The organism is Heliobacterium chlorum, assembly GCF_014502795.1.
Lineage (GTDB): Bacteria > Bacillota > Desulfitobacteriia > Heliobacteriales > Heliobacteriaceae > Heliobacterium > Heliobacterium chlorum.
Genome location: NZ_JACVHF010000005.1, coordinates 1 through 14,178 on the forward strand (window position 1 = coordinate 1; position 14,178 = coordinate 14,178).

The following is a 14,178-nucleotide window of genomic DNA, read 5'->3' on the forward strand; positions in this document are numbered from 1 at the left end:
AGTTGTCGTGCCAACGGCAGCGCTGGGTAGCTATGTCGGGAGCGGATAAGCGCTGAAAGCATCTAAGCGCGAAACCGACCCAAAGATGAGACTTCCCACTACGATAAGTAGGTAAGACCCCAGGAAGATGACCTGGTCGATCGGCCCAAGATGTACACGCCGTGAGGCGTTTAGTCGACGGGTACGAATCGGTCGAGGACTTGACCTTAATTGCTTTACGATACTTCTGTTCAGTTTTGAAGGAATTAATGAGGTCTATCGAAATGAGATAGACCTCTTATGCTAAGAAAAAGCCTATTGCGAAAAAAAGCGGTAGGCTTTTTCTTATTCCTTAAAAAAGTAACCCCCTGACTTTTACTGTTGTCAGGGGGTTAAAGCTTAATCCTTAAGAGGCTATTTAGGCAATGTCACCTCAAGGGCCTTATAACTTGGCATATAGTAAATCGTAACATTTTGATTGTGGAGGATATCATCAAAGGACTTACGGACGCCGTTTTGCATCACATAACTCGAGCTATCGACCAAATAACCGACATTGGTTCCGATATAGATTTCTTTCGTAGAGCGGTTGATACCATCTACAGTACCGGTAACCTTCTTCGCCACATTGGCCCGGTATACTTTGTCGTCATCATCCATGATCGCTTGAATTCGGTCACCTACACTGATGGTATTGAGGCTGGATGAAGAAGTGTCGCCTTTTTGGGCTTTAAATCCACGAGCGATATTGTAAGTGCGGGATGTGCCATCATACTGATGGAGAGTCACCTGGTCACGACCAGTGTCCACACTCGTCACTTCACCGGAGACAGGGGTCTGGATAGTGACTTGATAAGCATCATCGCCCCAGTAAGATACGACCGCCCACTGGTGAAGGGAAACATCAGAGACTTTTGGTTTAGCTACACCAGGGAACACCAGCTTTGTATCACTGTCGATATAATAGGTCCTTTCATCCCCTTCCGAATCGGTAATTTCAATCCGGTCGCTAGAGGAGCTAAGGTCAGTAATTTCTCCCATGACTTGAGAGTGCACTTGAATTTCGGTGATGGTATCATCCGATGAAAGACGAACACGGACTTGATCGTCTACATCGACGTCGTTCAGGTCTTCCCTAGATTTATCGTAGATCGCTACGTCTACATCTCTAGATACACTATAAATTTTTTCCTTGCCGTACTTATCGAGGAGTGTTAAGAGATGACGGTCTGCGTCGACCCGTGTGACCGTACCTTCCAACTTGTCCTCAACCTTAATGTAGTTGATTTTCCCGTCCCGATCGAGTTCGAATTCAACACTCGCATCGACTTTCAAATCACTTAATTTGGGACTGGTTACGTCTTCAATATCGAGGACAACGGGATCTTTTATCTCATAGGACTTCAAATGATCTTGCTGATCTTTCAGAATCAGAATTCTTCGGGTAGTATCGACAGAAGCGATTTTTCCCCAGATGCCACTGTCTGTTCCGGAGCGATCAATCGTTAACTTTTGGACTGCGCCGCTCTCAACGCTGACAGTGACTGAATCAGAAGTGTTGATGTCGTCGATGATTGCCGAAGTACCGTTAGAAAAAGCTATCGTTGCCGAACTAGGTAATTCGTAGGCGTAAAGTTGACCATTATTACCTTTGATAGTGATGATGCGACTGTCTTTATCGAGCAGGGAAACGGTGCCTGAAACTGTGAGGTTGTCCTTTACTCCTTCAACAGTGATTTTAGAAATGACATAACTTCCGTCGACTTCGACGCTGATCAGGTCGCCTTTTTGCAGATCCGATAAAGCGGTGAATCGTTGACCTTTATACTCTACATAGGTGGTATCGGTAAAATAATAGGTGGAGTAGTGGTTGGAACCATCGGAAAGGATCAGGAACTTTTGTGGGAGATTGATATCGACGATAGTTCCTTTTAAGCTCTGCTGGCTCTCTTGTTCGAGAAGAACCTCTGCGGCTTTTCCATCGGCATTAAGACGAATTTGTACTTTACTTCCCAGTACGAGATTCGATGCGGAAACAGCTTGCCCTGAAAGAGAGAGAACCTTAAATCCAGAGGCAGCGGAGTAGGTAAGCGGTTTGCCCGTTTCGTCTTTGACGGTGATCAGACCTTGTTCGGCCAAATATGCAATGACTTCCCCTTTAACGACGTTGGCCGATTGTCCGCTTTCTTGGCTTACCTCCACATAGGTTACTTTATCGCCGTCTTTTATGTAGCGAATCCGATCTTGCGGATTGATATCGCTGACGGTGGCCACCCGGTCCTTCACAAAGATGAGCGCATTCGGGTCTAACGTCAGCGGGGTCAGTAAGTTGTTTTCGCCCAGGACGGATATCGTATTATCTTGGGTGCTGACAAAAGTTGCCTCAGAAAGCCTCGGCGGTAATTGGGACATTTTTTTCTCCACCCGATCGAGGAAGATGGCCATCTCGCCACGGGTCACTGTCCGGTTCGGTTCGAAAGCACCCGTATCGGTTCCTTTAATGAGTCCCAAGTCGGTTGCCACGGCGATGTGTCCTCGCGCCCATGCCGGAATTTGGTCGGCATCAGTAAAGGAAAGAGTCTCATTCATGCGGTTCTGGGCATCTTGTTCTTTGCCGAGCAGCCGGACTAACAGACGGGCGATCCAGGCGCGAGGAGCGCCTTTGTCCCAAGTAAACTGTTCGTTCACATCGATGAGGTTTTGTTGTGAGGCGGTAACTAGATAGCCTTTTCCCCAGCCGGGGACGTTACCGCCAAACTGTTTTTCCATGGGGGCTGTCAACAAAGAAGCCGACAAATTAGCCGTCGATTCCAAGCCAAAAAAACGTTGGGCCATGACGAGGGCTTCCAGGAATTTCACTGGATCTTTGGGGCCGAAATTCCCGTCTCCTCGTCCTTTGATGGTTCCCTGAGCCGACAGTTTCATTACAGGCTTATATTCGTACATCGTGCTATAGACATCAGTAAATGATTTCGGTGCGGCAAAAGCGGATAGTGGTGTGGCAACGATGGTCAAAGCCAGCACGCCGCTGACAACTTGTTTTCGCAAGGGATTGCCTCCTTCGTTGATGGTTTACTAAATAAATCCTATTCGACAAGCAAAAAACAAAATCCTGTGTTTAATATCGAATTCTGCGGTGCCTTTTCATTACTGAACATTATATTGACGAAAAAGAACGGTTTTTGGTTGCACGAAGGGATTCCATTTTGATGTTATGTACGCTTTATGACTAACCGGCATACAATAAATCGATCCAAATAATGGAATAACGAAGAAGGAGGGTCTGCAATGGTCATCCGTGACGTTTGCTACCGCAACGTATCTCCCCATTGTGGACGTCCGGCACGGATTCGCTTGCGGGACGGCACGTGGAAGACGGGTCGAATTCATCGGGTTACGCCCCAAGGGGTCGTCTTTTATTCCAATAACCCCGGCTTTGGCTTTTATCCTTTTTACGCGATCACCTTGTTGGCATTGACGTTGCCCTTTTTTGCCGGTTATGGATACGGTGGATTTGGTGGGTATGGGGGATACGGTTACCGTGGCGGTTTTCTCTGGTAAGCGGATTAATAGCATGCAAAAACCGGGTAGGCTCTATGGCTTACCCGGTTTTGCCTTTTAGACGAGGAAATCGTCTTTCCCATTTTTGTTCAATTCGTTTTGTAAGGCGAAATCGCCCCAGGATTGCATTTCACCGCCGCCGTTCACTTGAGTGATTTCCCCGGTCTCTTCCGTCGGCAACGATTGGGAGATTCCTTCCTGGCCGGGACGGCTGTAACGGGAAGGATGATGGGGTGTCGGAAAATTCTCTCTTCGGTTGGACATACTTTCACTCCTTTGTAGAGTGTAGTATGCTTCCAGTGAAAAGGCAGATGCAGATTTCCGAACGAAATATCATTTTTCAGGATGATCTTTTACTAAAAGTGAAACTATTTGCGAAGGGTCTGCGTCTATAAATATAGACCTGTACTTATGTAGGCGAGACAAAGAGTCTTTCGGGAGACTCGGGTGTATGCGTTCAAAAAAAGGAGAGGTTTTACGATGAAGAAGCGGGTACTCTCTGGTCTGTTAGGGTTGGGTTTGCTGATGGCGCCCATGGCGGCGATGGCCGATGAAGGAGAAAGTTTACCGGCACAGCAACCGGCCGTAGCGGTGCAGGAAAGTCAAGCAGACCAGGCAAAAGCGATGGAACTGCTCCGCAAAGCGACGGCTGAAACGGCGAAGCTGCAAGCCTATTCTTTTACTGGCACCATGGATGCGACTACCGTCGTACCTGAACTGCCGATCGGCATTACCATGAAGATAAACCTGAACGGTACCGTAAAAAAACCGGACCAAGTCTTGATGAGTATGGACATGGCGATGCCGTCTATGCCGGGATTACCGGCCCAGGCCGGGGCACCGAAAGGTATATCCATGCAGATGTATCTAAAGGGTAAAGAGCAATATATGAAGATGAACGTTCCTGGGGCTGCGGCACCTGGTTCCGATCAATGGATGAAGCAGGAGGTTCCCCTCCCCCAGTCGCTTCAGGATTTGATGGCACAAAGTCAAGATCCCGTGAAATCGGTGGAATGGCTCAATAAGATGGGGCTCACTCCTTCTGGTCTGCGAGTACAGATGGTCGACGGTAAAAAGTACTATGTGCTGGACATAAATCTAGATAACGCGAAGATGCAGGCCTTTATGAAAGAGTTTATGGCCGACACTTCTTTGCAAGGGCAGACTGCTGATGAGAAGGCCAACGAGAACTTGGCGGAGATGCTGAAGAACATTTCCGTTGATTTTCAATATGTATACTACATCAACGCTGACACCTATTTAACCGATATGACGGATTTGAAAGGCACAGAGACCATCCAGATGGAACCGAACAAGAAGATTACCGTCAACCTAGACGGTAAGATCCATATGGCCCCTGTACCAAAGGATTTCATCGACACATTGAAGTTCCCCGACGTCTCGAACGCTGTGGACATGAAAACGATGATGAATGATATAAAAACAGAGAAGACTAAAAAATAGGGGGACGAAAGGACCACCCCTCGATGGATGATTTAGATTTAGGATAGACGCAATGCAATGTTAAAAGGCAGGGGGACGTGTAGATCGTCTTACCTGCCTTTTTGCATCGCTAAGGTTATATCAAAAAACCGGGCAGAGCCAAAATGATTCGCCCTTGCTTTAGGTTTTCTTTTTCCAGGGTTTTAAGATAAAGAGGACGACGGCCAGCACAAAAGCGCCTGCCGAATAGAGGCCGATGTTCAGCTGTCCCGTCATTCCTTCTACGAGACGGCCGGCGATGAAGGCGATGATCGCGCCGAAACCGATCCCCAGATAGGTCGCGATAGGCTTGTCCACAAAACGTTGATCTTGCGGCAAGGCGGCAGTGGAGTCAGAGTCATGGACGAAGTCGGCGGCCTGCTTCTTTTTCATTTGCTTCTCTTTCGCACCGTGGCTCAGTTTGTGTTTTCTCAAGTGATTTCCTCCTTGGCCAAATTTTTAATCATGTTCCTAACCATGTAGTTCGGCCATTATGCAGATCTTGTTCACTTCATTTATAAATCTATTACAACATGTATTATATCATGCCGATTTTTCGGGCGACAGGGTCCAATACAATGGTGCGGTCATTCTTCGGGGGGAATAAGGGAGGGCTTGTTCATTTTATCTTGAAGAGACGAGAATGGAAGTTTACTGCTTGTGCCTGTTTTTTTATGGATGCCTTGCTGTTTGACCAATGTGTTATAATACTATTTGTACAGTATGTAAAGTGGCAGGCTCTAGCTCGCTTTATAAAAGGAGGTTGGCGCATGGAAGAAAGACGATTTACCTTAAAAACCGAATTTACCCCGAAAGGCGACCAGCCCCAAGCGATTTCCCGGTTGGTCGAGGGGATCCATAAAGGAATCAAGCACCAAACATTGCTCGGCGCCACCGGTACCGGAAAAACCTTTACCATGGCTGCTGTCATCGAAAAGGTCCAACGACCTACGCTGGTACTAGCCCACAACAAAACCTTGGCGGCCCAGCTCTGTGCAGAGTTTAAAGAGTTTTTTCCGGACAATGCTGTTGAATACTTTGTCAGCTACTATGACTATTATCAACCAGAGGCCTATGTTCCTCAGTCCGATACGTTTATTGAAAAAGACGCTTCCATCAACGATGAAATTGACAAACTGCGCCACGCCGCCACGGCAGCTCTGATCGAACGGCGCGACGTCATCATTGTTGCTTCTGTGTCATGTATTTACGGGTTAGGATCGCCGGAAGAATACTTAGACCAGATGATCTCTCTGCGACAGGGACAGAGTTACGACCGAGACGCGATTTTACGCCGCCTCGTCGATATCCAATACACCCGTAACAACATCAACTTCGCCCGGGGGACTTTCCGGGTCCGCGGCGACGTCGTCGAGGTCTACCCGGCTTCCTACTCGGAACGGGCTGTACGCCTGGAGTTCTTCGGTGATGAGTTGGAGCGGATCAGCGAGATCGATACGCTCACCGGTGTGATCTATGGCGAGCGTTATCATATCTCCATCTTTCCGAACACCCACTATGTGACCAACCGGGATAAGCTGGAACTGTCTATCGCGAACATCGAAGCGGAACTCGATCAGCGGCTCACCCACTTCAAAGAGCGGGACAAGTTGCTCGAAGCGCAGCGACTGGCTCAACGGACTCGCTACGACATTGAGATGCTGCGGGAGATGGGCTTTTGTACCGGCATCGAAAACTATTCCCGGCACTTGACCTTCCGCCAGCCCGGCGAACCGCCGTATACGTTGATGCACTTCTTTCCCAAAGACTTCTTGTTGATGGTGGACGAGTCGCACGTATCCATTCCCCAGGTGGGGGCTATGTACGAAGGGGACCGCTCCCGGAAATCAACGTTGATCGAACACGGTTTCCGCCTACCCTCGGCGGCAGACAACCGGCCGCTCAAGTTTAACGAGTTTGAGCAGATGTTGAACCAGGTCGTCTACGTCTCGGCCACGCCGGCCGATTATGAATTGAAGCGAAGCCAACAGGTGGTCGAGCAGATCATCCGGCCCACCGGTCTTATCGATCCGGTGATCGACGTACGTCCCGTCAAGGGACAGATCGATGACTTGCTTCATGAGATCCGTCAGCGTGTCCAAAAAGACCAGCGTATTCTCGTGACGACGCTGACCAAAAAGATGGCCGAAGATTTGACGGCTTATCTGCGGCAAGTCGGCGTCCGGGTGCGTTGGATGCACTCCGATGTAGATGCCATCGAACGGATGCAGATCATCCGGGACTTGCGCCTCGGCGAGTTTGACGTTCTCGTCGGCATCAACCTATTGCGAGAAGGCTTGGACCTGCCGGAAGTGGGGCTGGTGGCCATCCTGGATGCCGACAAGGAAGGGTTCCTCCGTTCCGACCGTTCGCTGATCCAGACGATTGGCCGGGCAGCCCGGAATGCCGAAGGCATGGTGATCATGTACGGCGATAGGATCACCAAGTCCATGAAAAAAGCGATCGACGAGACAAACCGTCGCCGGGAAATTCAGATCGCTCACAACCTGGAACATGGCATCACCCCGCAGACGGTCCGCAAAGCCGTGCGCAACGTCATCGAGATGACCATTTCCTCCGAGAAGAGTGGAGCAAATAGCGCCACACCGGGCGGTGGTGTCCTCGCTCGTGCTGCGTCTTATCTCAAACAGCGGCAAGGCAAAAAAGGCGGCAAAACGATCCAAGAGGCTGCCTATGCAGATACCCATTTGCCTCCAGATATGGGTGATGAAGCGATGTATGGTATCGCCGGTGGAGCAGGTGCTGAAGTGGTGGCTGAGACACCGTCCTTTGAGGAATACCTCGCAGGGGCTGGTACGCAGGACAACACTCCACAGTCCCCGACCGCTGATTCTTCCGTCGAAGGCATGTCTCCCGAAAATCTACAAGCTCTGATTCAAGATCTGGAGAATGAGATGAAGGAAGCAGCCAAAGCTCTCGAATTCGAACGGGCCGCCATGCTTCGCGATGTCATCATCGAATTGAAAGGAGCTCCGCCGCCCAAAGGGTCTGCAAAAGCGGGTAAAAGTGCGGGAAATGGTACAGGTGCCCCAGCGGACGGTGCAAAGGGCAGCCGGAAGGGAAGGGGTAAAGGTTCTTCCTCCTCGGCGATAACCGATCCCGGTTTGGAGATGCTCTTTACCACGACCCCGGCGAAACCGAAATCGCGCAAAAGAAAAGCGTAAGGAAAGAAGGCCTCACTTAAGCGTTTCTGAGAAGAAACGTTGCTAGTGAGGCCCTTTTCATCAAGGAGTCTAAATGCTTAGGTCGTAACAGGAGAAAGGGTAATTTGACCCAATAGAAAGCGGTAAGGCGATTAACTCTACTTTCCCCGGCCAGTATTGCCCTGATAGTCGTGACTGTGACCGTAGTCGCAAGTTGTCGTACCTTCCATACAGTGGGTATGAGATCCATCGGGAAGGTACACAGCAGGGCCTGTTGTTCCACAATAGTGGTGAACATGACCTTCGTCATAGGTAGTCATGCCGGCATAATCATGGACATGCCCTCGTTCACCGCCGGCGGCCGATGTTTTTCCCTCCATCAGATGGCAGTGGCCTTCACTTTTGTCCGTTTTGACGCAATAATCGTGGGTATGAGCGCCTCGGTCCCAATCATATAGCTTTTCAGGCTCGCAATGCATACTGGTTAATCTCCCCTTTTATTGTTTTGCTACAATTTATTCCAAAACGTAGCAGGGGTGCAATCGATTTACAAAAAATAACAGCTGAGCAGGGATGCACATGAGCTTGGGTTGATCCCGATGAATATGTTCCAGAAAGTGCTTACCATTCCTGTATCAGCAGATCCATCAACAAACAGCACTTTATATGTTATAATTTGTAGGATAATCGAGAACAGAGCGGGCCAAGGCCCGCTATTGTGATTTAAGGGGGACGCTGGACAAGCCATGCTCGAACAAATCCGGGTCCGCGGGGCCCGTGCTCATAACTTGAAAAATATCGATATCGATATTCCCAGAGACAAACTGGTCGTCGTCACCGGTCTATCCGGTTCAGGTAAATCGTCACTGGCTTTTGACACCATCTATGCCGAAGGGCAGCGCCGGTATGTAGAATCCCTGTCATCCTATGCCCGCCAATTTCTCGGCCAGATGGATAAGCCCGATGTAGATTATATCGAGGGGTTGTCTCCGGCCATATCGATCGACCAGAAGACGACCTCCAAAAACCCTCGCTCCACCGTAGGCACCGTCACAGAGATCTATGACTACTTGCGGCTTCTCTTTGCCCGGGTCGGCCGTCCTCACTGCCCCAAGTGTGGTCAACCGATCCAGCAGCAGACCGTCGAGCAGATGGTCGACCAGATTCTGACCTACCCCGAAGGGACCCGCCTGCAGATCCTCGCTCCGCTGGTGCGAGGCAAAAAAGGCGAACATGTCAAGGTGATTGAGGATATCCGCAAAAACGGCTATGTGCGCATGCGTGTCGACGGACAGGTCATGGACGCCACAGAAGAAGTGAAGCTGGAGAAAAATAAAAAGCATACCGTTGAGGTGGTCGTGGACCGCATCGTCGTCCGTCCTGACATCGCCCAGCGCTTGGCCGATTCCCTGGAGACGTCGCTGAACTTGTCCGAAGGGCTCGTCATCATCGATGTGATGGACAAAGAAGAAATCACCTTTTCTCAGAATTTCGCCTGCGCCGACTGTGGCATCTCCATCGGGGAGGTCGAACCGCGCATCTTTTCTTTCAATGCCCCCTATGGCGCTTGTCCCCATTGCACTGGCTTAGGTATGCAGATGGAGGTGGATCCGGACCTGGTCGTGCCTGATCCGTCGAAAAGCTTAGAAGAAGGTGCCCTCGTCCCTTGGGCACGGATGAATTCAGCCTATATCCCGCAGATGCTGCGGGCGTTGGCTGATGTGTACGGTTTTTCGACAGAGACACCCTTTCGGGAACTGCCTGAGGACACTCAGAAATTAATTCTCTATGGCGGCGGGAAGACGAAGATTCGCGTTGAATTCACTAACTTCGACGGTGCTAAGAAAAGCTTTGACACGACGTATGAAGGGGTCGTGTCGAACTTAGAGCGCCGCTACAAGGAGACCCAGTCTGATTGGTCTCGAGAAGAGATCGAAGAATATATGAGCCAAAAGCCTTGTCCCAAATGCAAAGGGGCACGGCTGAAACCGGAGAGTTTAGCGGTCCTGATCGGCGACAAGAACATCCATCATGTGACTGAGATGTCCATCGAACGGGCGCTGCATTTCTTCGAGCATCTCGAATTGAGTGAGCGAGAGCAGATCATCGCCCGGCAGATCCTCAAAGAGATCCGAGAGCGGCTCGGCTTCCTGGTGAATGTGGGCCTAAACTATCTGACGCTGGCTCGCTCGGCGGGAACATTATCGGGTGGGGAAGCGCAGCGCATCCGTTTGGCCACGCAGATCGGATCCGGCTTGATGGGGGTCCTCTACATCCTGGACGAGCCCTCCATCGGCTTGCACCAGCGTGATAACGAGCGCCTCTTGAGTACGTTGCAGCGGCTCCGCGATTTGGGCAACACGCTCATCGTGGTGGAACATGACGAAGACACCATGCTAGTGGCTGACCACATCATCGATATCGGGCCTGGTGCCGGTGCGCACGGCGGCCAAGTGGTGGCCCAAGGTAACTTGGCTGCCATCATGGAAGAACCCCGTTCGTTGACGGGACAGTATCTGTCAGGACGGAAATTCATCCCCTTACCGGAGCAGCGGCGAGAACCGAACGGCAAGTGGATCGAGGTGCTCGGTGCCCGGGAAAACAACTTGAAAGACATCAACGTGCGTTTTCCCCTAGGGGTCTTTACCTGCGTGACCGGCGTGTCGGGCTCGGGCAAGTCCACCCTGGTCAATGAAATCCTGCACAAGACGTTGGCAGCCGAGTTGAATGGCGCCCGGACGAAGCCAGGGGCGCATCAAGAGATCCGCGGGCTCGAACACCTGGAGAAAGTCATCGATATCGACCAATCGCCCATCGGGCGGACACCTCGATCCAACCCGGCTACCTATACAGGAGTCTTCGATGCCATCCGGGATCTCTTCTCACAAGTGCCCGAAGCGAAGATGCGCGGCTACCGGCCGGGACGCTTCTCTTTCAACGTTCGCGGCGGCCGTTGTGAAGCTTGTAAAGGCGATGGGATCATCAAGATTGAAATGCACTTCCTGCCTGACGTCTATGTACCCTGTGAGGTCTGCAAAGGAAAGCGGTACAACCGGGAGACGCTCGAAGTTCGTTATAAAGGAAAGAGCATCTCTGATGTCCTCGAAATGACCGTTGACGAAGGGCTGGAGTTTTTCAAAAATATACCGAAAATCGCCCGGAAACTGCAGACGATTCAAGATGTGGGCCTTGGATACGTCCGCCTTGGACAGCCGGCGACGACTCTCTCCGGCGGCGAAGCCCAGCGGGTGAAACTGGCTACAGAACTGTCACGCCGTTCCAACGGAAAGACCCTTTACATCCTCGACGAACCTACAACAGGCCTGCACGTGGCTGACATCCACCGGCTTCTCGGCGTGTTGCAGCGGCTCGTCGATGCCGGAGATACGGTCCTGGTCATTGAGCATAATTTGGACGTGATCAAGACGTCCGATTACATCATCGACTTAGGGCCGGAAGGCGGCGACAAGGGCGGAACGATCTTGGCTACGGGCACACCGGAAGAGATCTGTCATGTGCAAGCCTCCTATACGGGTCATTTCTTGCGGAAGATCTTAGAACGCAAGCCGGGGATGGCGATTACGGCGTTGGCGGAGTGAAAAGGCGTTTATAAATAAAACCCGTTTATTCCTGCTATCTTAGGAATAAACGGGTTTTATTTCGTTTAGGAATTATGCTTAGCAGGACTTATGGGACGTCTAAAGACCCCCTCTAAACCGCTATCGGTAACTCTCCGGACGATAGCATCCACATCGGTGCTGTACGACTGCCGTTCTACCATCCTCTGAAAATACACGGAACCAGAAAAGGTGTATTTATTCAGCCGCCCCTCCGGCGTACACATCTGCTCTCGGACATATCGAATGAGGTCACCGCATGCCAGGCACGAAGGCAGTTCCAATAACAACGACCCTGCCAAATAGCGCGCAGCGTTATGCCCGGCCAGAGAACCGGTGACGATGGCTTCCGTATGACCGACGAGCAAGCCTGCCTTCTCTCCGGCGCAAAAGAGGTTTTTCATCCCTTCCACCTGTAGGGCGTCGTTGCGTAGCGGATGGGATAAAAAGCGAATTGAATTGCCGATCCCACCGGCGTACGGTTCTTCAATCCGAGCATTTTCCAGCCCAGCGATTTGACGCAGTCGTTCCAATGGAAAAAAGGGAGCCATGAGCTTCGCCTGGCCTGTATCAAGAAGAATTACATTCTCCACGTATTCCGGCAGTGCATATTGTTGACAGGCTTTCCGGGAGAGGGTGTCCGCTTTTTGCAGCGAAGGCGGTACAGGAATTACAGCATAGCCTTTTTCATTCAACTCTCGTATCAGTTCTGTCGATAGAGAATGTTTATTAACAATAAAAGAACCGGACATGGAGCCGCACCGGCCACCCGGTCGTAAATCCGTGATTTCACTGACACCTGCGAGATCAGAGAGGCTGATCCGCCCGCCAAAACTGGGGCAGCGCAGTGCGCACATGGCACAACCGTTGCCAAACTTGCGGCAATGGCCCATCGGTCCCGCAGTTCCGGTGGCGTCCACAAACACATCGCCGGTAATCGTTTCTCCCTTTTCGACGATAACCTCCTGAATTTTTCCTGACTCCTGCTTTACTCCGGTGACCCGGGAGAGAAATCGGAGAGAAACACCGCTGTTCATCAATAATTTTCGAACAGCCGGTTCGATCGAATGAATGTCGTAGAGGGTGGCATGGTTATGGCCAGGAAAATATATGTTCCGGTGCCGGGCTGTTTGGTCGACCAGTTTAAACAAGTCTCCAGCACCTAAAGCAATCATTTCCTCGGTAGCAGTAAAACGGCCGTTGTTGCGCATGATACCGCCCACTAATCCAGTACCCAGAAGCAGATCCGTTCGCTCCAAGAGGATCACTTCTGTACCGGTATAAACGGCGGCTAAGGCCGCTGCCGCCCCGGCCCAGCCTCCACCGACGATGACAATTCTCCCCATATCTCAATCCCCCTTACCATCACCATATGTAAAATTATGGCGGGGCGATAGAGTTCGGAGTCGAAGACTCTATTTCCATTTTTCAGAGTTGTTTGCCCAAACTCGTCTACCTTATTGGCTTCAATGTTGCTGTCAATCTCAATATCTTCACTTATTTCTCATCGTCTCGGTTCATCATCATTTCCAGATCATTTTTTCTTAAAGGCGCTGAGTTAGCCACAGTCCCTTTTGGATACTTATTAGACATAAATTTGTTTTTGGCGATGGCATAACCAATGATGATCCCAGCCGTTAAAAAGATGAACAAAGAGAGGAAATAAAACTGCGTCGATGAAAGCTCGATATTGAGCCAAGCAATCCGAATTCGGTCGGCGAGGGGTTCCGTAAGGGCGCTTCGGATAGCTTCAAAGATGGAACTCAAACGATCAGGCATGACGATCACCCGCCTTAGTTTTATCCATTCTAATTATACGATCTTTTCCCAATGTTTTGGTAGAAAACAAAAGAGCCTACCGATTATTTCGGTGGGCTCTTTTGCTGGATTTTTTGGTCATGTGTTAGCCGCCCAAGCGACCAGAAAACCTAAGATGGCTCCCGCCGATACCTCTAGGGGGGAATGGCCGAGGCGCTCCTTCAGGGGCATTACATCACTGCGACGGAAACGAAAAATCTGCAACAATTGATTGAGCGTTTTCGCATGTTCTCCAGCGGAGCGGCGAACCCCCATCGCGTCAAAAATGACAACAGCACTAAAGACGGCCGACACGGCAAAAAGATCCGAAAAAATCCCATTACGAAAGGCAACCCCTGAAAGCAGGGAGACGACGAGGGAAGTATGGGAACTCGGCATTCCACCGGGTTCAAAGAAACGGGTCCAGAGAAATCGGCCGTTTTGAATCGACTCATTGATGAACTTGATCACCTGTGCGAGGAGAACAGCGAAAAGGGTGCTGTAGATAAGCGGTAGTGTCAACGGCATTTCCCCCGTAATTCGAACCATTGTAGCCACATGATGGTAAATCAGTATTC

11 protein-coding genes and 1 rRNA gene are annotated in these 14,178 nt (G+C 50.6%); 5 read left to right on the forward strand and 7 right to left on the reverse strand.

The genetic code is table 11. The annotated features are described in order from the left end of the window. A 23S ribosomal RNA gene (locus H1S01_RS07025) occupies positions 1-208 on the forward strand; the annotation flags it as partial. Between the two features lie 185 nt (positions 209-393). Here the strand turns inward: H1S01_RS07025 and H1S01_RS07030 are convergent. Next, complete coding sequence (locus H1S01_RS07030) at positions 394-3,027, reverse strand: S-layer homology domain-containing protein (protein WP_188039385.1); 2,634 nt, start codon at positions 3,025-3,027, stop codon at positions 394-396. A 240-nt stretch (positions 3,028-3,267) separates the two neighbouring features. On the opposite strand from H1S01_RS07030, the gene H1S01_RS07035 reads away from it, so the two are divergent. Continuing rightward, a complete protein-coding gene (locus H1S01_RS07035) occupies positions 3,268-3,540 on the forward strand; it encodes a hypothetical protein (RefSeq protein WP_188039386.1) in 273 nt (90 codons plus the stop codon). 57 nt (positions 3,541-3,597) lie between these two features. On the opposite strand, the gene H1S01_RS07040 is transcribed toward H1S01_RS07035, so the two are convergent. Then, entirely contained in the window at positions 3,598-3,804 is a 207-nt protein-coding gene (locus H1S01_RS07040) for a hypothetical protein (RefSeq protein WP_188039387.1), read from the reverse strand. A gap of 216 nt (positions 3,805-4,020) precedes the next feature. Here H1S01_RS07040 and H1S01_RS07045 point away from each other — a divergent pair, with 216 nt between their 5' ends. Further along, on the forward strand, positions 4,021-5,004 hold the full coding sequence (locus H1S01_RS07045; protein ID WP_188039388.1) for a DUF6612 family protein: 984 nt from the start codon (positions 4,021-4,023) through the stop codon (positions 5,002-5,004). Between the two features lie 159 nt (positions 5,005-5,163). Here H1S01_RS07045 and H1S01_RS07050 read toward each other — a convergent pair whose 3' ends face one another. Further along, positions 5,164-5,457 (reverse strand): hypothetical protein, encoded by a 294-nt coding sequence (locus tag H1S01_RS07050; RefSeq protein ID WP_188039389.1) that lies wholly within the window; start codon positions 5,455-5,457, stop codon positions 5,164-5,166. A gap of 335 nt (positions 5,458-5,792) precedes the next feature. Between H1S01_RS07050 and uvrB the strand changes: the two genes are divergently transcribed. Further along, positions 5,793-8,207, forward strand: a complete 2,415-nt coding sequence (uvrB, locus tag H1S01_RS07055) for an excinuclease ABC subunit UvrB (protein ID WP_188039390.1) — start codon at positions 5,793-5,795, stop codon at positions 8,205-8,207. A 137-nt stretch (positions 8,208-8,344) separates the two neighbouring features. Here the strand turns inward: uvrB and H1S01_RS07060 are convergent, their stop codons facing one another. After that, positions 8,345-8,665: a YmaF family protein gene (locus H1S01_RS07060; RefSeq protein WP_188039391.1), complete on the reverse strand. Its 321-nt coding sequence runs from the start codon at positions 8,663-8,665 to the stop codon at positions 8,345-8,347. Positions 8,666-8,932: 267 nt separating this feature from the next. On the opposite strand from H1S01_RS07060, the gene uvrA reads away from it, so the two are divergent. Further along, a complete protein-coding gene (gene uvrA / locus H1S01_RS07065) occupies positions 8,933-11,785 on the forward strand; it encodes an excinuclease ABC subunit UvrA (RefSeq protein WP_188039392.1) in 2,853 nt (950 codons plus the stop codon). 65 nt (positions 11,786-11,850) lie between these two features. Here the strand turns inward: uvrA and H1S01_RS07070 are convergent, their stop codons facing one another. The 3 genes from H1S01_RS07070 to H1S01_RS07080 form a co-directional block, all read right to left on the reverse strand. Beyond that, positions 11,851-13,149, reverse strand: coding sequence for an FAD-dependent oxidoreductase (locus H1S01_RS07070; RefSeq protein WP_188039393.1), 1,299 nt, complete (start codon positions 13,147-13,149; stop codon positions 11,851-11,853). A gap of 151 nt (positions 13,150-13,300) precedes the next feature. After that, positions 13,301-13,582, reverse strand: coding sequence for a hypothetical protein (locus tag H1S01_RS07075; RefSeq protein WP_188039394.1), 282 nt, complete (start codon positions 13,580-13,582; stop codon positions 13,301-13,303). 117 nt (positions 13,583-13,699) lie between these two features. Then, positions 13,700-14,122 (reverse strand): divergent PAP2 family protein, encoded by a 423-nt coding sequence (locus tag H1S01_RS07080; protein ID WP_207732234.1) that lies wholly within the window; start codon positions 14,120-14,122, stop codon positions 13,700-13,702. Positions 14,123-14,178: the final 56 nt, after the last annotated feature.